Origin of the sequence: Glycomyces harbinensis, assembly GCF_900101745.1 — a bacterium.
GTDB classification, from domain to species: domain Bacteria; phylum Actinomycetota; class Actinomycetes; order Mycobacteriales; family Micromonosporaceae; genus Glycomyces; species Glycomyces harbinensis.
Window position 1 is genome coordinate 25556 of record NZ_FNAD01000003.1, and the last position, 16497, is coordinate 42052.

Annotated in this window: 16 protein-coding genes; 5 read left to right on the forward strand and 11 right to left on the reverse strand. The window is 71.1% G+C overall.

The genetic code is table 11. The features are described 5' to 3' along the window. Window positions 1-21 precede the first annotated feature (21 nt). The 3 genes from BLQ63_RS06205 to mscL form a co-directional block, all read right to left on the reverse strand. Window positions 22-828: a VOC family protein gene (locus BLQ63_RS06205; protein WP_091030361.1), complete on the reverse strand. Its 807-nt coding sequence runs from the start codon at window positions 826-828 to the stop codon at window positions 22-24. 105 nt (window positions 829-933) lie between these two features. Next, window positions 934-1752 (reverse strand): VOC family protein, encoded by an 819-nt coding sequence (locus BLQ63_RS06210; protein WP_091030365.1) that lies wholly within the window; start codon window positions 1750-1752, stop codon window positions 934-936. A gap of 237 nt (window positions 1753-1989) precedes the next feature. After that, the gene (gene mscL, locus BLQ63_RS06215; protein WP_091031496.1) at window positions 1990-2382 is read right to left on the reverse strand and encodes a large conductance mechanosensitive channel protein MscL; all 393 of its coding nucleotides are present in this window, start codon (window positions 2380-2382) and stop codon (window positions 1990-1992) included. 172 nt (window positions 2383-2554) lie between these two features. Between mscL and BLQ63_RS06220 the strand changes: the two genes are divergently transcribed. Next, complete coding sequence (locus tag BLQ63_RS06220) at window positions 2555-3397, forward strand: aldo/keto reductase (protein ID WP_091030367.1); 843 nt, start codon at window positions 2555-2557, stop codon at window positions 3395-3397. 42 nt (window positions 3398-3439) lie between these two features. Here BLQ63_RS06220 and BLQ63_RS06225 read toward each other — a convergent pair whose 3' ends face one another. Next, window positions 3440-5815 carry a carbohydrate-binding protein gene (locus BLQ63_RS06225; RefSeq protein ID WP_091030371.1) on the reverse strand — a complete coding sequence of 792 codons (2376 nt, stop codon included), beginning with the start codon at window positions 5813-5815 and terminating at the stop codon, window positions 3440-3442. Between the two features lie 93 nt (window positions 5816-5908). Beyond that, on the reverse strand, window positions 5909-6955 hold the full coding sequence (locus BLQ63_RS06230; protein WP_091030374.1) for a LacI family DNA-binding transcriptional regulator: 1047 nt from the start codon (window positions 6953-6955) through the stop codon (window positions 5909-5911). Between the two features lie 519 nt (window positions 6956-7474). Between BLQ63_RS06230 and BLQ63_RS06235 the strand changes: the two genes are divergently transcribed. The 4 genes from BLQ63_RS06235 to BLQ63_RS06250 all read left to right on the forward strand — a co-directional run bounded on the left by BLQ63_RS06235 (window position 7475) and on the right by BLQ63_RS06250 (window position 12459). Beyond that, a complete protein-coding gene (locus BLQ63_RS06235; protein WP_091030378.1) occupies window positions 7475-8770 on the forward strand; it encodes an ammonium transporter in 1296 nt (431 codons plus the stop codon). 187 nt (window positions 8771-8957) lie between these two features. After that, window positions 8958-10511 carry a signal recognition particle protein gene (ffh, locus tag BLQ63_RS06240; protein WP_091030381.1) on the forward strand — a complete coding sequence of 518 codons (1554 nt, stop codon included), beginning with the start codon at window positions 8958-8960 and terminating at the stop codon, window positions 10509-10511. 217 nt (window positions 10512-10728) lie between these two features. Then, complete coding sequence (locus tag BLQ63_RS06245; RefSeq protein WP_091030385.1) at window positions 10729-11823, forward strand: amidohydrolase family protein; 1095 nt, start codon at window positions 10729-10731, stop codon at window positions 11821-11823. A 108-nt stretch (window positions 11824-11931) separates the two neighbouring features. Then, the gene (locus tag BLQ63_RS06250; RefSeq protein WP_091030388.1) at window positions 11932-12459 is read left to right on the forward strand and encodes a hypothetical protein; all 528 of its coding nucleotides are present in this window, start codon (window positions 11932-11934) and stop codon (window positions 12457-12459) included. Window positions 12460-12511: 52 nt separating this feature from the next. Here the strand turns inward: BLQ63_RS06250 and BLQ63_RS06255 are convergent, their stop codons facing one another. The 6 genes from BLQ63_RS06255 to BLQ63_RS06280 form a co-directional block, all read right to left on the reverse strand. Beyond that, window positions 12512-12868, reverse strand: a complete 357-nt coding sequence (locus tag BLQ63_RS06255) for a VOC family protein (RefSeq protein WP_091030391.1) — start codon at window positions 12866-12868, stop codon at window positions 12512-12514. 75 nt (window positions 12869-12943) lie between these two features. Further along, window positions 12944-13417, reverse strand: a complete 474-nt coding sequence (locus BLQ63_RS06260) for a twin-arginine translocase TatA/TatE family subunit (RefSeq protein ID WP_177154808.1) — start codon at window positions 13415-13417, stop codon at window positions 12944-12946. Between the two features lie 79 nt (window positions 13418-13496). After that, the gene (locus BLQ63_RS06265) at window positions 13497-14864 is read right to left on the reverse strand and encodes a S1C family serine protease (protein WP_091030397.1); all 1368 of its coding nucleotides are present in this window, start codon (window positions 14862-14864) and stop codon (window positions 13497-13499) included. 206 nt (window positions 14865-15070) lie between these two features. Then, the gene (locus tag BLQ63_RS06270; RefSeq protein ID WP_091030400.1) at window positions 15071-15238 is read right to left on the reverse strand and encodes a DUF3117 domain-containing protein; all 168 of its coding nucleotides are present in this window, start codon (window positions 15236-15238) and stop codon (window positions 15071-15073) included. Between the two features lie 184 nt (window positions 15239-15422). Beyond that, window positions 15423-15932 carry a hypothetical protein gene (locus BLQ63_RS06275; protein WP_091030404.1) on the reverse strand — a complete coding sequence of 170 codons (510 nt, stop codon included), beginning with the start codon at window positions 15930-15932 and terminating at the stop codon, window positions 15423-15425. Window positions 15933-15944: 12 nt separating this feature from the next. After that, the gene (locus tag BLQ63_RS06280) at window positions 15945-16481 is read right to left on the reverse strand and encodes a DivIVA domain-containing protein (protein ID WP_091030407.1); all 537 of its coding nucleotides are present in this window, start codon (window positions 16479-16481) and stop codon (window positions 15945-15947) included. Window positions 16482-16497: the final 16 nt, after the last annotated feature.

A 16497-nucleotide genomic window follows, 5' to 3' on the forward strand; every position in this document is an offset into this window, starting at 1 on the left:
GCGGGGCCTCGACGTCTGCTGCTATTTCCAGGCCCGCGGCGCCATGATCGCGACCGTCGTGCCGCTCGGGGCCGCCACCCCCGCCACCCGCAGGCCCGGCACGTCCATCGGCGGCGCCGCCACCGAGCCGCCCAGCTCCACCGCCCGGTCGCAGGTCGCGTCCGCGTCCTCCACGGCCACCATCACGCTCCACTGCGCCGGCAGCGACAGTTCGAAGCCCTCCGCCGCATGGCAGCCGCCGAACTCCTCCCCGCCCTCGCCCGCGCTCAGCGCCGCGTACGGCCTCGGATTGTCCGCGCTCTCCCACGGCGGCGTGACCACCTTCCAGCCCAACAGGTCCGCGTAGAACCGCATCGCCTCAGCCGGCACCCCGTCATGGTGGTACTCGGCCCACGAGACCGCGTTCGACTCCCCGAACGCGCCGAAACCGGTCCCCGGCGCCAGCGCCTCCATCAGCCCGAACGATGCCCCGTTCGGGTCGATCAGCATCGCGAACCGGAGCATCCCGCCCATCTCCTCCGGGCCCTCGACCAGCGTGGCGCCCAGCGCCTGCGCCTTCTCGGTCGCGGCGGCGCAGTCGGCCACCCGGAACTGGAGGTTCCAGATCCGCGACGGCTCGGCCCCAGGCGGGCACGGCATGATCCCCATGACCTCCCGCCCCGAATCCCTGGACCCGTCCGGGATGGAGAAGGTGGTGTAGTTCCCGAACTCCTCGCCGGCGTTCTGCGACGACCAGCCGAACAGGTGCTCGTAGTACCGGGTGTCCGCCTCCAGGTCCGACGTCAACGAGTCGGACCAGATCGGCGCCCCCAACGGAATCGAGGTCATGGCTTCGCTCCTTCGCAGCACGGTATCGACCACCACACCGTCGCACGCCCCACCGACAACCGCAGGGCTTCACGCCCAATCCCGCGGCGATCGATCACGCCCCGCTCACGCCGCGTTCGCGCGCTCCCGGCTCGACATCACCGAGAAGTGCGCCCCCGTCGGCGACGCCAGCACCGCCATCCGCCCGCCCGGGTCCTCCATCGGCGCCACCACGACCGAACCGCCCAGGTCCACCGCCTTCGACACCGTCAGCTCGACCGTGTCGGTCCCGAAGCACACCACCCAGTGCGGCTTCATGTCCAGCTCCGGGCCCAGCGCCATGCGCCCGCCCCCGAACTCCACGTTCGTCTCGTGCGTCCACAAGGCGACGTACGGCGCGTCCCGCGGCGGGTCCTCCGCGTCGGGCAGCCGCACCGACCAGTTCAGCAGCTCCGCGTAGAACTGCATCGCCTCCACCGGCGCCCCGTCGTACACGTACTCGCACCACACGATCGCGCCCGGCTCGTCGAACGCCGTGAAGCCGACGTGGTCGCTCAACGGTTCGAACAGCCCGAACGCGCCCCCGTCCGGATCGCGCATGGCCGCGTACACCAGGTCCTCGCCGACGCGCATCGGATGGCTGATGATGGTGCCGCCGAGCTTCTCCGCGTCGGCCGCCGCCTGCACGCAGTCGTCCACGTGGAACGACACGCCCCAGCCCGCGGGCATGCCCGGCTCGCCCGGAGGGTTCTGCGAGATCCCCGCGACCGCCCGCGCCACCGACACGGTCGTGCCCAGGCACAGCTCCGTGTAGTGCCCGAACTGCTCGCCGCTGTCGAAGCTCGCCCAGTTGAACAGGCGCGTGTAGAACTCCAGGTCGGCGGCCACGTCGGGGGAGTTGGTATCGGCCCAGATCGGGGCTCCGAGGGGAATCGAGGTCGGCATGGCGAACGTCCTTCGGGGTCAGGTCTCGCAGGTCAGGTCTTGCGGGTCAGCGCACCGCGGGTCGGCGATGCCACCCCACCGTCCCACGCGAGTGCGACGCGGGCAATACCTCGGTGCCGCGGGCGGACCCGCGCCGCCGCGAATACCCGCCCGCGCGCCCCCGCCAAACCTCCGGGCCCGCGCCCGGACGCGAATCGGCCCGCCGCGGCACAGCGGCGGGCCGGTGGAAATCGGACGTTACGGCTGGCCGCGGCGCTGCTCCTGCAGCAGGTCCCTGATCTGCTCCAGCAGGACGACCTGCTCCTCGCGCACCACTTCCGCCTCCTCCTCGGTCGACATGAACCGGTCGCGGAGCTTGTTCATCGGCAGCACGATGACGAAGTACACCGCCACCGAGGTCAGGAAGAACACCAGGAGGCCGTTGATGAACACCCCGTACGGGAAGTCGACCCCGTTCACGGTGAAACTGCCGCCGACCTCGCCGCCGCCGGTCACCAGCGTGATGAGCGGGTTGAGGAACGCGTCGCCGAACGAGGCCACGAGCGCGGTCATCGCCGCACCCATGACCACCGCGACGGCCAGTTCCACCACGTTGCCGCGCATCAAGAACTCTTTGAACCCTTTGATCATGACCACGAGTCTCGCATCCGCGAACGCCCCGGCCGCCGCCGTGCGGCGCGGTGTCGCGCCCCGGCCGCGAGATCACCCTCACGGGAACAAGTCGGGCCCCGCCGCGGTTGTGCCATCCGGCGGCGGCTCCGACCGGCCGCACCGCGAACCGCACACTTCGAGAGGCAATCCCATGAGCGACATCGTCATCGGCGGCGACCTCCGCGTCGACCGGCTCGGCTACGGCGCGATGCGCCTCAGCGGCGACCCCGGCATCTTCACCCCGCCCAAAGACCGCGACGCGGCCGTCGCCGTCCTGCGCCGCGCCGTCGAACTCGGCGTGAACTTCATCGACACCGCCGACTCCTACGCCCTCGGCGACAACGAGTCCCTCATCGCCGAAGCCCTCCACCCCTACGACGACGGGGTCGTCATCGCGACCAAGGGCGGCAACACCAGGCCCTCCGCCGAGGAATGGGTGGCCGTCGGCGCCCCCGGCTACATCCGCCAGCAGGCCGAACTGAGCCTGCGCCGCCTCAAGGTCGAGGCCATCGACCTCTACCAGATCCACCGCCTCGACCCCGCCCTCCCGGTCGCCGACCAGATCGCCACCCTCGCCGACCTCCAGCGCCAGGGCAAGATCCGCCACATCGGCCTCTCCGAGGTCACCGTCGCGCAGCTCAAGGAGGCCCAGGCGGTCGCCCCGATCGCCAGCGTCCAGAACCTCTACAACCTCGTCACCCGCCAGAGCGAGGACGTCCTGGACTACACCGCCGAGCAGGGCATCGCGTTCATCCCGTGGTTCCCGATCGCCGCCGGCGCCCACGCCGGACCCGACGGACCCGTCGGCAAGATCGCCGCCGAGATCGGCGCGACCCCGGCCCAGACCGCGCTGGCCTGGCTCCTGCGCCGCTCCGGCAACATCGTCCCGATCCCGGGCACGAGCTCGATCGCGCACCTGGAGGAGAACCTGGGCGCGCGCGACCTCGTGCTCACCGACGAGCAGTTCGACGCCCTGAACGCCCTGGGCGCGTAAGGTCTTCGGGCCCGCGCCGGGAGGTGCGGGCCCGCACCGGCCTCAAGGATTGAGCGGCGCCAGGCGGAAGCGCTCGAAGTCCGCCGTCGGGGCGTCGGGGTTGTCGAACGCGAGGGTGTTGGCGCCTTCGCGCAGGTCGACGATCACCGGGTAGGTCCAGAAGTCGTTCCAGGTCCACGTGCCGCGCATGGGGAAGCGCCCGACGTGCGCCCCGTTCACCGCGAGGTCGCAATAGCGCGTGATGATGTCCACATTGTACTCGTGGCCTTCGATGCGCACGTCGTTCGCGTAGCTCACCAGCAGCATGTGCGGCCCCGCCCCGGCCTCCACGGTGAAGGACACGCCCGCGCCCCGGCCGTTCCAGCCGATCACGTGCCCCCGGTTCGCGAAGTCGTTCACCACCAGGCACGAGCCGCCCGAGCGGACCACCTCGGCCGCGTCGACCTCCACCGGCTCCGGACCGGTCGCGGGCCGCACCGCCAGGCGCGGCACGTCCGCGGCGGTGCGCAGCCGGTTGATCCCCGCGTGCAGGAACACCGGCCGCTCCAGGTCGACCGGGACGTCCTGGTTCTGCGGCCCCGCGAGCACGCCCGAGCGCGCGCCCTCGATCCGGTGGTAGCCGTCGGCCGCCGCGTACAGGTCGAAGACCAGGCCGTCGCCGTCGATCCGCGCGAACGTCCCGTCGTAGACCTCGTGGCAGGGCCGGTGCTCGGTCAGCTCGATCTTGTCGAGCGCGACCTCGCCGCGCGCCGTCCCGATCGCGCCGGTCTTCGACAGCTCCACGGTGTTCGCGCCCTCCCGCAGCGACACGCTCCGGTGCACGATCGAGCGGTGCTGCCAGTTCATCGTGCTCGGGTACTCCACGAACCCCTCGGTGCCGTTCACGGTGAGCACCTGCTGCGCGGGCTGCGGCTCGGTCGCCTCAGCGCCGCGACCGTACATGTGCGCGTAGAAGATCCCCAGGTCGTAGAGACCTTCCGCGGGGACCTGGACGTGGAAGACCACGCCCGAATCGGTCTGGTTCAGGCCGCTCACGTCGTGCTCGCCCGAGGCGGCGAAGCCGTTGCCGTCGTCGGCGCACCCCTGCCGGGTCGTCTCGCCGGAGGTGACGACCGCGCGCTCGGCCTCCCACGAGCCCTTCCACGGCGGCGGCCCGATCGCCTCGGCCCCGCCGCGGGCGATCCGGACCCAGTACGCCGCCATCCGGTCCGGTGCGGACACCGGGATCTCCAGGCCCGCGGGCGGACCCGTGACGCGGCCGACCGCGACCGGCGGCCCCGCGGCGCCCTCGTAGCCCGACCAGTCGATGCGGTGCACCGTGGCGGTGACCTCCTCGCCCCAGAACGCCGGGTCCAGGCCCTCCGCCGCGACGACGAAGTCCGCGTCCGTGCCGCCGACGAGGATCTGCGCGGTCCCGCGCTCCCCGTCGATGCTCGCGACGCCCTGCAACGTGTCGACAGTGTCCGGGCGCGGCGGGCTCACGCGGACGGTCTCGCCGGTCATCCCGGAGTACGCCTTGAGGAACCACCACGCGCCGTTGGGCACGTTCGGCCGCGCCGCCGCGCCCGAGTAGCCGCCGGCGGCCGTCCAGTAGGCCATGTCGGCGTGGACCTTGGTGTCCTCGAACATCGCGGCCCACTGCACGAGCTGCCCGGGCACCGACAGGTCCCGGTTGTTCGCGTACTCGTCGATGTTGACCTGGAGCGGGCCGATGCCGAGGCCGGCCTCCAGCTCCCGGTAGGCCGCGTAGTGGCCGCGGTAGGACGCGAGGGAGCCCGGGGAGAGCTCGTGCCAGGACGCCCACTCCGGGAGCGTCCCGGTGTCGCGGGCGCGGGTGAGGAAGTGCCGCATGAACTCCGGGTGGAAGAACGCCTCGTTCGGCCCCGCGAGCGGCACTCCCGGGGCCAGGCCCCGCAGCAGCCGCGCCGTGGTGGTCCAGTCGGCCATGAACCGGTCGAACAGCGCCGGGTCGTTCTCCTTGAGCCCGTACCAGATCCAGTCGGGCTCGTTGAACGGAACAAACACCAGCCGCCCCTCGTTGCCCTCGGTGAGCATCGGCGGGACGACCGCGCACAGCCGCTCGTGGTAGACGTCGATCCCCACGTCCTCGTACGGCCACTTGGCGAACAGGTCCTGGAGGTAGACGAACGCCAGGCCGGTGCCCTTGCCCTCCCTGTCGCCGCGGCGCAGCACGGTGACCGCGTCCGAGGCGTCGCCGCCCGGGTGCTGCGCGCCGCCGTCGGGCTTCACCGCGAGGGTGGTGATGTCGAGGGCGTCGAGCAGCTCGTCGCCGGGCACGCCGTCCTCGGAGACGCCGTAGAGCGACCCGGTCGCGCCGTGCAGCACCGGGCCGGTGGCCGTGGCGAAGTCCGCGCCGATGCGCTCCGGCCTCGCCGCCGGACGGGGTTGAGGGGTCATGGCTGGGCCTTTCGAACGCCGGGCCTCTCCAGGGTCCGTCCCGCCTCGCCCTGACGCGCGGAACGGCTCCCGTAACAGTGTGCCTCTCGCGGATCAGGAACGGGGGCTTGGCGGACCGGAGGTTTCGCGGACGATGAGCTCGGGCTCGGGCCAGCTCGGCCTGGGACGGGGGATCGCGCCGTCGACGCGGTGGCGCAGGAGCTCGAACGCGCCGCGGCCGACGCTCTCGAAGTCCTGGTTCACCGTGGTCAGCGCGGGGGTCGTGAACGCCGAGAACGGCGTGTTGTCGAAGCCCACGATGGACAGGTCGCCGGGGACCGAGCGCCCGGCCAGGTGCGCGGCCCGCAGCGTCGCGAGCGCGAGGTGGTCGTTGCCGCACAGGATCGCGGTCACCGACGGGTCGGCCACGAGCGGGCGCACCGCCTTGAACGCCTCGGTGATCGTCCACCCGGACGGCACGGGGGCCGGGACCTCCCGGCCCGCCTCGCGCAGCACGCGGGCCCAGCCGTCGGCCCGGTGGGCCTTGCCGCCGCCGAACGTCCCGGTCGAGGTCGGGATCGCCAGGTGGTGGACGGTGGCGTGGCCCAGGTCGAGCAGGTAGCGGGTGGCCTCGGCCGCGGCCTTGCCGTCGTCCATGCCCACCAGCCACGGCGAGGCGGCCAGCTCCTCGGCGGTGTAGGGGCCGATGGCGACCATGGCCTGCGGCTGGGTGTCGAGCAGGACCTGCTTGGCGCGCATGCCGGGCTCGTCGTGGGCCATGATGATCGTCGGCTCGCCGGCGCGGGGCAGGCGGGCGATGATGTCGGCGTCGGAGTGGGTGTCGGCCGGGTCGAGGACCGAGATCGACACGCTCCACTCCAGGGACCTCGCGGCCTTCTCGATCCCGCGCAGGGCCGCCTCGGGCCCGTACAGCGAGGTGTCGGCGGTGAGCACGGTGACCGATTCGACCGCGCCGCCCGCGAGGCTGCGCGCGAGCCGGTTGGGCCGGTAACCGAGTTCGGCGATGGCCTCGAGGACCTTGTCGCGGGTCGCCGCGGCCACGCGGGGCGAGCCGTTGACGACCCGTGAGACGGTCTGGTGGGAGACCCCGGCCAGCCGGGCCACGTCCCAGATGCTGGCTGCCTTCTTCGGTTGCGCCATCGCAGTCGGTCTCTTTCCATGTTCGTCTCAGGCCGCTTTCGGGGGACACGGTGTGAACACAGTGTGGCCGCGGTCCCGTACGACGATACGCCGAGCGATGTTAGCGTTCACTCATTTCGGCGGTCAAGCCGTTCGGGGCACGATTCCGTAACGGTGCGGTGATGCGCGGGCAACCGATGGTGAGCCCCCGGCAAACGCGTCAAATGCCGCATCCGCACCATGCGTTGCAGTGGTACACGTCTCAGGGCCCGTCGTGAGCGGGAGTTCACACGCTCGAAATCTTTCGCGACAGCTTCTTAACACGCAGGCCCGGGCCGCGTAACACATTTTGGTGAAGCTGGCTTCACTCCGGTAGGTAGGAGAATCACGCGCCGACCGCTTTCCCGACGGTAACGGCGGGCGGGCCGCGAGGCCCGGCGGTCGGCGCGTGACATCCATACCGAGCACCGTCGCTCCCCTCACGCCGGAACAGCCTGAACGCCCGCAGTACGTACCTATCTCTGGAGAGAGGAGGCGGCCATGCCCGAACTCGATACCGGCAATAACGCGTGGATCTTGATCTCAGCCGCCCTGGTCCTGCTCATGACTCCCGGCCTCGCCCTGTTCTACGGTGGTCTGAGCCGATCCTCGAGCGTCATCAACATGATGCTCAAGTGCCTCGTGGCCATCGGCCTCACCTCGGTCGTCTGGGTCCTGGTCGGCGAGTCCATCGCCATCGGCGACGGCGGCGGCAACCCGTTCTTCAGCATGGACGTCAGCTCGGCCTTCGGCCTGCGTTACGTCACCGACCTCGGCATGGTCGACGGCGGCGTCTCCGCCGGCGCCATGTCGGCCTTCGGCATGATGTTCGCGATCATCACGGTCGCCCTCATCGCCGGCGCCGTCGCCGACCGCATGAAGTTCTCCGCCTGGATCATCTTCTCCGCCGCGTGGGTCGTCCTGGTCTACGCCCCGGTCGCCTACTGGGTGTGGGGCGGCGGCTGGATCGAGGAGCTCGGCGTCCTCGACTTCGCCGGCGGCACCGCGGTCCACGCCAACGCCGGCGCCGCCGCGCTCGGCCTGGCGCTCGTCGTCGGCCGCCGCATCGGCTGGAAGGACGGCAACTTCGCCCCGCACAACCTGCCCCTGGTCGTGATCGGCGCCGGCCTGCTGTGGTTCGGCTGGTTCGGCTTCAACGCCGGCTCCGCGTTCGTCTCCGACGCCATCGCCGGCCTGGCCCTGCTCAACACGCAGGTCGCCACCGCCGCCGCGATCCTCGCCTGGCTGCTCATCGACCGCATCCGGGGCATCAAGCCCTCGGTCCTGGGCGCCTGCTCCGGCGTCATCGCCGGCCTGGTCGCCATCACCCCGGCCGCCGGCTACGTGACCCCGCTGGGCGCCATCGCCATCGGCGCCGTCGCCGGCGTGATCTGCCCCTTCGCCATCGGCCTCAAGCACAAGCTCGGCTACGACGACTCGCTCGACGTGGTCGGCCTGCACATGGTCGCCGGCATCTGGGGCTCCATCGCGGTCGGCCTGTTCGCCTTCGGCGGCGTCACCGGCGGCACCGACGGCGTCTTCTACGGCGGCTCGTTCGCGTTCCTCGGCTGGCAGACCGTCGCGGTCCTGTCCGTGGTGCTCTACTCCTTCGTCGTGGCCCTGATCATCGCCCTGGTCCTCAAGTTCACGATCGGCGTCCGCATCACCGAAGAGCAGGAGCTGGCGGGCATCGACGCCGCCCAGCACGGCGAGGCGGGCTACGACATGCCCGTCAACGGCAATGTCGGAACCGGCCTACCCGAGGCCGCCGGCGAGCCCGAGAAGGTCAACGTCTGACGCACGACTTCACGTCACCGCTAGGGACGGCCGCCCGGCAACGGGCGGCCGTCCCGCTTTTCGCGCCCGCTTTCGGCATCGCCACCGTGCCCCGGGGTACCCCCGGCGTCACCGGGCGGCGGCTCCGCCGCCATCCCCGTTAAGCTCGTAAGAGTTCATCCGCATTGCACCATCGAGAGGTTCGCCCGTGTTCGACGCGCTGTCAGATCGACTGTCGGGAATCTTCGAGTCGATCCGCGGCAAGGGCCGCCTGACCGAAGCCGACATCGACGCCACCGCCCGCGAGATCCGCCTCGCCCTGCTGGAAGCCGACGTCGCCCTCCCGGTGGTCAAGACCTTCATCGCGCAGATCAAGGAGCGGTGCTCGGGCGCGGAGGTCTCCAAGGCCCTCAACCCCGCCCAGCAGATCATCAAGATCGTCAACGAGGAGCTGGTCGCCATCCTCGGCGGCGAGACCCGGCGCCTCAACTACGCCAAGCAGGCCCCCACGGTCATCATGCTCGCGGGCCTCCAGGGCGCCGGCAAGACGACCCTCGCCGGGAAGCTCGCCAAGCACCTCAAGGGCGACGACCACTCCCCGCTCCTGGTCGCCGCCGACCTCCAGCGCCCCAACGCCGTCGGGCAGCTCCAGGTCCTCGGCCAGCGCGCCGGCGTGGCCGTCTACGCCCCCGAGCCCGGCTCCGGCGTCGGCGACCCCGTCAAGGTCGCCCTCGACTCGATCGCCGAGGCCCGCCAGAAGGGCCACGACGTGGTCATCGTCGACACGGCCGGCCGCCTGGGCATCGACGAGGAGATGATGCAGCAGGCCCGCGAGATCAGGGCCGCCGTCAACCCCGACGAGGTCCTCTTCGTCATCGACGCCATGATCGGCCAGGACGCGGTGAACACCGCCGAGGCCTTCCGCGACGGCGTCGGCATCACCGGCGTGGTCCTCTCCAAGCTCGACGGCGACGCCCGCGGCGGCGCCGCGCTCTCGGTCCGCCACGTCACCGGCCAGCCGATCCTCTTCGCGTCCACGGGCGAGAAGCTCGAGGACTTCGACGTCTTCCACCCCGACCGGATGGCCTCGCGCATCCTCGGCATGGGCGACATGCTGACCCTCATCGAGCAGGCCGAGGCCGTGTTCGAGGAGGACCAGAAGGAGGAGATGACCCAGAAGCTCCTCCAGGGCGAGGACTTCACGCTCGAGGACTTCCTGGAGCAGATGCAGGCCATCCGCAAGATGGGCCCGATCGGCAACCTCCTGAAGATGATGCCGGGCATGGGCGGCCAGATGCGCCAGCAGATCGACTCGATCGACGACAAGCAGATCGACCGGACCTCCGCGATCATCCGCTCGATGACCCCGGCCGAGCGCCGCGACTCCTCGCTCATCAACGGCTCGCGCCGCCTGCGCATCGCCAACGGCTCGGGGGTCACCGTCTCCGAGGTCAACCAGCTCCTGACGCGGTTCAAGGACGCGCAGAAGATGATGCGCCAGATGTCGGGCGCGATGGGCCTGCCCACGGGCACGAAGGCCACGAAGTCGCCGTACAACAAGCGCAAGGGCAAGAAGGGCAAGAAGAAGCCGGTCGTGCGCCGGGGCGGGACCGCCGCGGCGGGCGGCGCGGCGCCGCAGCTGCCGCCGGGCCTGGGCGGCCAGCCCGGCCAGATGCCGGACCTGTCGCAGTTCAACCCCGCGGACCTGCCCGACATCGACTTCGAGCAGTTCCTCAAGGACCAGAACAAGAAGAACAAGTAGCCCGATCGGGTGATGGTCGCGTGTTCCCCGCCACGAAGCGGGCGGGGCAAGCGCGATCCTGTCGGAGGGCGGCGGCACGTTTGGGGCGCGCCTCCGATTCTTTTCTTACCCACCCTGGGTGGGAGGTCCGCCCCGCGCCCTCGCCCCGGCGTCGGGGCACGCGGTCCCTTCGCCGCCCGCTGGACAAGTCCGCCCGTCCGGGCGATACTGCGAGGCGATGACTTCACTCGCACCGCTTGCGCCTCTGCACCTTCGCGTCGTCTGGCTCCCTGACGACGCCGTGCGCGACGTCTACGTCGACGGGGACCGGATCACCTTCGACCCCGTCCCCGGGGCCCGCACCGTCGCCACTGGGGGCTTCGCCCTTCCCGGCCTCGTGGACGCCCACTGCCACATCGGCATCCGCCGCGGCGCCGCCCCGATCGAGAGTCTCGACGAGGCCCGGTCCCTCGCGCTCAGAGACCGGGACGCCGGGGTGCTCGCCATCCGCGACGCCGGATCGCCCTACCCGTACCCCGAACTCGTGGGCGAGGACGGCATGCCGCGCCTCATCCGCGCCGGACACCACATCGCCGCCTCCAGGCGCTACCTGCGGGGCATCGGGCTCGAATGCGAACCCGACGAGGTCGTCGGCGCCCTCGCCCGCCAGGCGAAGCTCGGGGACGGCTGGGTCAAGCTCGTCGGCGACTGGATCGACCGCTCCCGCGGCGACCTCGCCCCCTCGTTCGAGCCCGAGGTCCTGACCGCCGCCATCCGCGCGGCCCAGGCCGAGGGCGCGAAGGTCGCGGTCCACACCTTCTCCGAGGAGGCCGCCGCCTGCGTCGTGGCGGCCGGCGCCGACTCGATCGAGCACGGCACCGGGCTCGACCCCGACCTGCTCGACCGCATGGCGTCGCAGGGCACCGCCCTGGTGCCCACGATGATCAACATCGAGACGTTCGAGGACATCGCCGCCGGGGCCGACGCCAAGTTCCCCCGCTACGCCGACCACATGCGCCGCCTCAAGCAGGGCTTCCCCGAGGTCGTGCGCGCCGCCTGGGACGCGGGCGTGCCGGTCTACCTCGGCACCGACGCGGGCGGGGGGATCGACCACGGCCTGGCCGCCGAGGAGATGCGCCTGCTCCACGAGAAGGCCGGCATCCCGGCCGCGGACGTGGTCGCCATGGCCTCCTGGCGCGCCCGCGACTGGCTCGGCCTCCCGGGCGATCTGGGGGACGTCGTCGTGTACGACCGTGATCCCCGATCCGACCTCGCCGCCGCGCGCGAGCCCGCGCTCGTCATCCTCAGGGGACGGATGACCACCAGCGCCTGACCGGATATCACGACGATTCACGAACCAGCCTCGTCACAGTGGGTTGGCGGGTGTCGGCTATCGTGAACCTCCCCGCGCCGTTTCCGCCCGAGCAGAGAGCAATCAGCGATGACTTATCCTCCGCCTCCGGACCAGTCCGGTCAGGGCGGCTTCCAGTACGACCCGTACGGCAGCCAGCCCGGTTCACAGCCCGGTTCACAGCCCCCGAACCCGGGCGGCTACAGCCCCCAGCCGCAGCAGCCGGGTTACAGCCAGCCCCAGCAGCCCGGCTACGGCCCGGCCCCGCAGCTGCCGCCCGCGGCTCCGGGCTACCCGCCGCCGTACGGCGCGCCCGGCTACGGGCCCCAGCTGCCCAAGGGCCAGGCCATCGCCTCGATGGTGCTCGGCATCGTCGCTGCCGCGTTCCTGTGCATCCCCTACGCCGGCGGTTTCATCGCGTTCGTCTGCGGCGTCATCGCCGCGATCCTCGGCGGCATCGCCCTGAAGAAGGTCAACCAGGGCGTCGGCGGCGGCAAGGGCCAGGCGATCACGGGCCTCGTGCTCGGCATCATCGTCTGCGCCATCGGGGTCTTCGTCATCATCGCGGTCGCGGCGGGCATGGCCATGCTCGGCACCGCCGGGACCAGCACTCTCTAGCACTTCCACGTCGAAGGCGGCCCGGGCATCGCCCGGGCCGCCTTTCGCGTTGCTACATGGTGACCAGGCAGAACGGGTGTCCGACGGGGTCGGCGAAGACCCGGAACGTCTCGGTTCCCCCTTCGAGGCGCCGCGCGCCGAGCTTCAGCACCGCGGCCTCGCCCTCGTCGAGGTCGTCGACCTTCACGTCGAAGTGCATGTGCTGGGGCCGCTCGCCGCCGGGCCACGTGGGCGTCCGGTAGTCGGGGATCTGCTGGAAGGCCACGCCGGGCCGGTCGGCGGCGTCGCCGATGACGACCCAGTCGCCCTCGTCCTGGACCCGGATCATGCCGAGCAGTTCCTGGTAGAAGGTCGCGAGCGCCGCCGGGTCAGGGCAGTCGATGATGAGGCCGTGCCATTTTCCGATCATGGGGCCAGTGTCGCAAAGCGGTACGACGAGAGGGGCCGATCATGCGGTCCCGGGACCGTGCGGCAGGGGACCCGATCAGGTGACGTCGTCGAAGGAGGCCGCGCGCCCGCGCGTGCGCTCCGCCGGCGCGTCCTCGGCGGCGTCGCCGGAGGTCGAGCCGTTCGTGCCGGAACCGTTCGTGCCCCTGGTGATCGCGCCGCGGTTGACGCTGCGCCGCGTGGTCTCGACGTCGCGGGTGGCGTCGTTCAGGCCCTCCTTGAGCGGCTTGGTGCCGTCCTGGAGGTCGCGCATGGTCGACTTCAGCGGGCTCGTCAGCATCTCCTGGTCCTCTTCGGTCAGGATGTGCTTGCGGACGAACGTCTTGGGGTTGAGGTCCTCGGGCTTGATGTCGGTGCCGATCTCGCGGCTCAGGTCCGCGGCGGCGTTCGAGGCCATGTTGCGGGCCTTGGAGATGAACCTGCGCAGGTTGGCGAGCGCCTTCGGCAGCTTGTCCGGGCCCCACAGGAAGATCGCGATGAGGATGATGACCAGGAACTCGGTTCCGCCCAAGCCTCCGAACACGCTGACCCTCCGATGACCGACCGTGACTGCTGATACCTGAAAAACCTGCGCCTAGCGTACTCCCATGTCAGTCGGCGGCCGCTTCCAGCGTGACCTGCGCACTGTGCTCCTCGCCATCGCGCTCGTACACGACCGTGACCTCGGTGCCCGGCGCGAGTTTGCGGATGAGGGCGATCAGTTCGGTGTTCTCGGCGACCATGTTGCCGTCGAAGCTGGTCAGGACGTCGCCGTCCTGGAGTCCGGCGTCGTCGGCGGGGGAGTCGGGCACGATCCGGCTCAGGGTCACGCCCACGCCCAGTTCGGATTCCCCGAGCTCGGCCCCGAGCACGGTGTGCGTGGCCGATCCGGTCGCGATGATCTCGTCGGCGATGCGTTTGGCCTGGTTGATCGGGATCGCGAAGCCGATGCCGATGTTGCCGGCCTCGCCCTCGGCGGCGGTCGAGGCGATCGCGGTGTTGATGCCGATGACCTGCCCGCCGATGTCGGTGAGCGGCCCGCCGGAGTTGCCCGGGTTGATGGCCGCGTCGGTCTGGATCGCGGCCATGACCGATTCGACCTCGCCGTTGTTGTTCTCGGTCAACACCGGCCGGTCGATCGCCGAGACGATGCCCTCGGTGACCGTCGAGGACAGGCCCAGCGGCGCGCCGACCGCGAGCACGGGGTCGCCGACGGCGACCTTGTCGGAGTCGGCCAGGACCATCGCCGGGTGGTCGCCGCCCTCGATCTGGAGGACGGCCACGTCGGAGTCCGCGTCGGAGCCGATGACCTCGGCGGTGCTGACGGTGCCGTCGCTGAACAGGACCTGGAGGTTCTCGGCGGGCTCGGATCCGCCGCCGACGACCACGTGGTGGTTGGTCATGATGTAGCCGTCGTCGGAGACGATGAAGCCCGAGCCGTTGCCGCCGTCGGCGGTGAGGACCGTGACGACCGAGGGCATGATCTGCTCGACCACCCCGGCGACCGAGGTCAGCTCGCGCTCGGTCTGCGGGTCGGCGCCGGTGATCGAGCCGCCGTCGCCGTCGGAGCGGGTGGCCCAGATGCCGACGGCCGCGCCGAGCGTCCCGGCGATGAGCGCGGTGACCGCCGAGACGACGACGACCAGGCCGAGTCCGATGCGCGTCGGCGCCGAGGGGGGAGCCGGCAGCGGCTCGACCGGGGGCGCGAGGGGCGCGGGGCGGGTCTGGATGACCGCGTGGCTCCCGGGGTCCCTCCACGGGTCGGACGCGGCGGCCGGATGCCACCACTGGTCCGCGTTCGGGCCGGCGGCCGGAGCCGCCCCCGGCGCGGCGGGGGCCGGCCGCCATGCGTTCTCGCCCTGGGGGACCGGTCCGCCCGAGGGCGGCGCCTGGTCGCCCGCCGGCGAGGAGGGCCGGGGGGACGGTGAGGCTTGCGGATGGCCCGGATCTGCCTGGGGCGGCTGGGTGCCGGAAGTCATGCCCCGAGTCTATGCCGCATTTGCCGCACCTTCACCCGCGCTGCGATTCCCGCACGCCTCGTGCCGTGCCGTCCGTCTTCAGGCGACGCGCCGACCCGTTCGCGGGCGAGCAGAAGGACCCGCTTCACGCAGGAGCGTGCCGCGGGTCCTGTGTCCAGTCCGGCGGCGGGGTGACCGCCGAGGTGGGGTGGGTGAGACGGTTCCCGCTATTCGAGGGCGCCCTGGAGCTCCTTGTTCAAGGTCGCCGCCTCCTCGGGGGTCATTTCCACGACCAGCCGACCGCCGCCTTCGAGCGGAACGCGCATGATGATGCCGCGGCCCTCCTGCGTGACCTCGAGTGGCCCGTCACCCGTCCGCGGTTTCATGGCCGCCATATTCGTCTCCCCTCGATCCAAGGTCGCAGGTTGCGACTCGACGTTGCTAGATCAAGTTTCCCCGATGACGTGGGCGAAGGCCAACTCGCCCCTCCGGGTATGTGACAAGGTTGCGTAGAAATCACCTAAAAAGCGGCTTTTGCGACTTGCGTGATTTTTCTTAACGCAGTGTGAAGCCGGTCACTTACTCCTCAGGGTCCTGCTCGTGCTCGACGCCCAAAAGGAACGAAGTGCCCTCAAGTTCCCTTCCGTACGGGGAGACGAACGTCGGCAGCTCCTTCGGACCCAGCGACCGGATGTAGGACCAGAACTGGCGCACGGCCTCGGCCTTGTCGACCGCCTCGATCGGCATCGAGAGCGTCACGAGCCAGTCGCTGCGGCGCTCGGGGGCCGGAAGGCTGCGGACCAGGTCCTCCCAGGCGTCGGGGTTCAGCCCGATCCAGCCGGTCGCCTCGTCGGCGTTCGCCTTGGCGGTCTCGGCGGTCGGGCTCGACGCCTCCAGGCGCCGGCGGTAGGCCACCGCGCCGCCCACGACCTCGCCGAGCGCGAAGACGCCCTCGGGGCCCGCCAGGGCCACCTCGTCGCCGTCGGCGGCGTCCTCGGGGAGGGCCGCGGAAGGGGAGACCGCCTCGGCCTCGTAGGCCTGTTGTTCGGTGAACTCGTCGTCTTGCAACGCCAGCAGCCAATAACGCATGGGCTTATCCCATCACGCCCCGGCGCGCGGCGTCGCCTCACCGTCGTCCTCGCGCCCTGCCTCACTTCCGGGATCGTCCTCGCCGGTCCGCACGTCGGCGCCCTCATCGAGGTCGTCCTCGATGTCCCCGGGCCGGGCCTCGGGCATGGCCTGGGCGACCGACTCGTTCGCGAGGCGGTACGTGTCCTCGTCGAGGATCCCGCCGAAGGGCTCATCCTCGGCCTCCTCGTAGGTGCCGTCCAGTCTGGCCTGGAGCACCGCGAGCTGCTCGTCCTTGCGGCCGATCTCCCAGGCGAGGCGGTTGAGCGCGGCGTCGACCTGGTCGGTGCGGTAGCCGCGCATCCCGGTGTCGAACCTGACGGACGCGACGGCGGCCTCGCTCACGGCCTCGCCCTCGCCGAGCCCCAGCGGGGCCCCGGCCGGGGACAGGTCCAGGAGCGTGTCGCGGCCGGTGGCCCACACGACGATCGCGAAGGCGATCCACACGCCGATGGCGGCGACGATGACCGGCAGCGCGAAATCCGCGATGAGCCGAAGCACGAAACCCACGAGCGGTCCCTCCAAG

Coding starts and splice junctions, on each gene's coding strand:
- BLQ63_RS06205 (WP_091030361.1), bottom strand. CDS start 828: ATGACCTCGATTCCGTTGGGGGCGCCGATCTGGTCCGACTCGTTGACG.
- BLQ63_RS06210 (WP_091030365.1), bottom strand. CDS start 1,752: ATGCCGACCTCGATTCCCCTCGGAGCCCCGATCTGGGCCGATACCAAC.
- mscL (WP_091031496.1), bottom strand. CDS start 2,382: ATGATCAAAGGGTTCAAAGAGTTCTTGATGCGCGGCAACGTGGTGGAA.
- BLQ63_RS06220 (WP_091030367.1), top strand. CDS start 2,555: ATGAGCGACATCGTCATCGGCGGCGACCTCCGCGTCGACCGGCTCGGC.
- BLQ63_RS06225 (WP_091030371.1), bottom strand. CDS start 5,815: ATGACCCCTCAACCCCGTCCGGCGGCGAGGCCGGAGCGCATCGGCGCG.
- BLQ63_RS06230 (WP_091030374.1), bottom strand. CDS start 6,955: ATGGCGCAACCGAAGAAGGCAGCCAGCATCTGGGACGTGGCCCGGCTG.
- BLQ63_RS06235 (WP_091030378.1), top strand. CDS start 7,475: ATGCCCGAACTCGATACCGGCAATAACGCGTGGATCTTGATCTCAGCC.
- BLQ63_RS06245 (WP_091030385.1), top strand. CDS start 10,729: ATGACTTCACTCGCACCGCTTGCGCCTCTGCACCTTCGCGTCGTCTGG.
- BLQ63_RS06250 (WP_091030388.1), top strand. CDS start 11,932: ATGACTTATCCTCCGCCTCCGGACCAGTCCGGTCAGGGCGGCTTCCAG.
- BLQ63_RS06255 (WP_091030391.1), bottom strand. CDS start 12,868: ATGATCGGAAAATGGCACGGCCTCATCATCGACTGCCCTGACCCGGCG.
- BLQ63_RS06265 (WP_091030397.1), bottom strand. CDS start 14,864: ATGACTTCCGGCACCCAGCCGCCCCAGGCAGATCCGGGCCATCCGCAA.
- BLQ63_RS06270 (WP_091030400.1), bottom strand. CDS start 15,238: ATGGCGGCCATGAAACCGCGGACGGGTGACGGGCCACTCGAGGTCACG.
- BLQ63_RS06275 (WP_091030404.1), bottom strand. CDS start 15,932: ATGCGTTATTGGCTGCTGGCGTTGCAAGACGACGAGTTCACCGAACAA.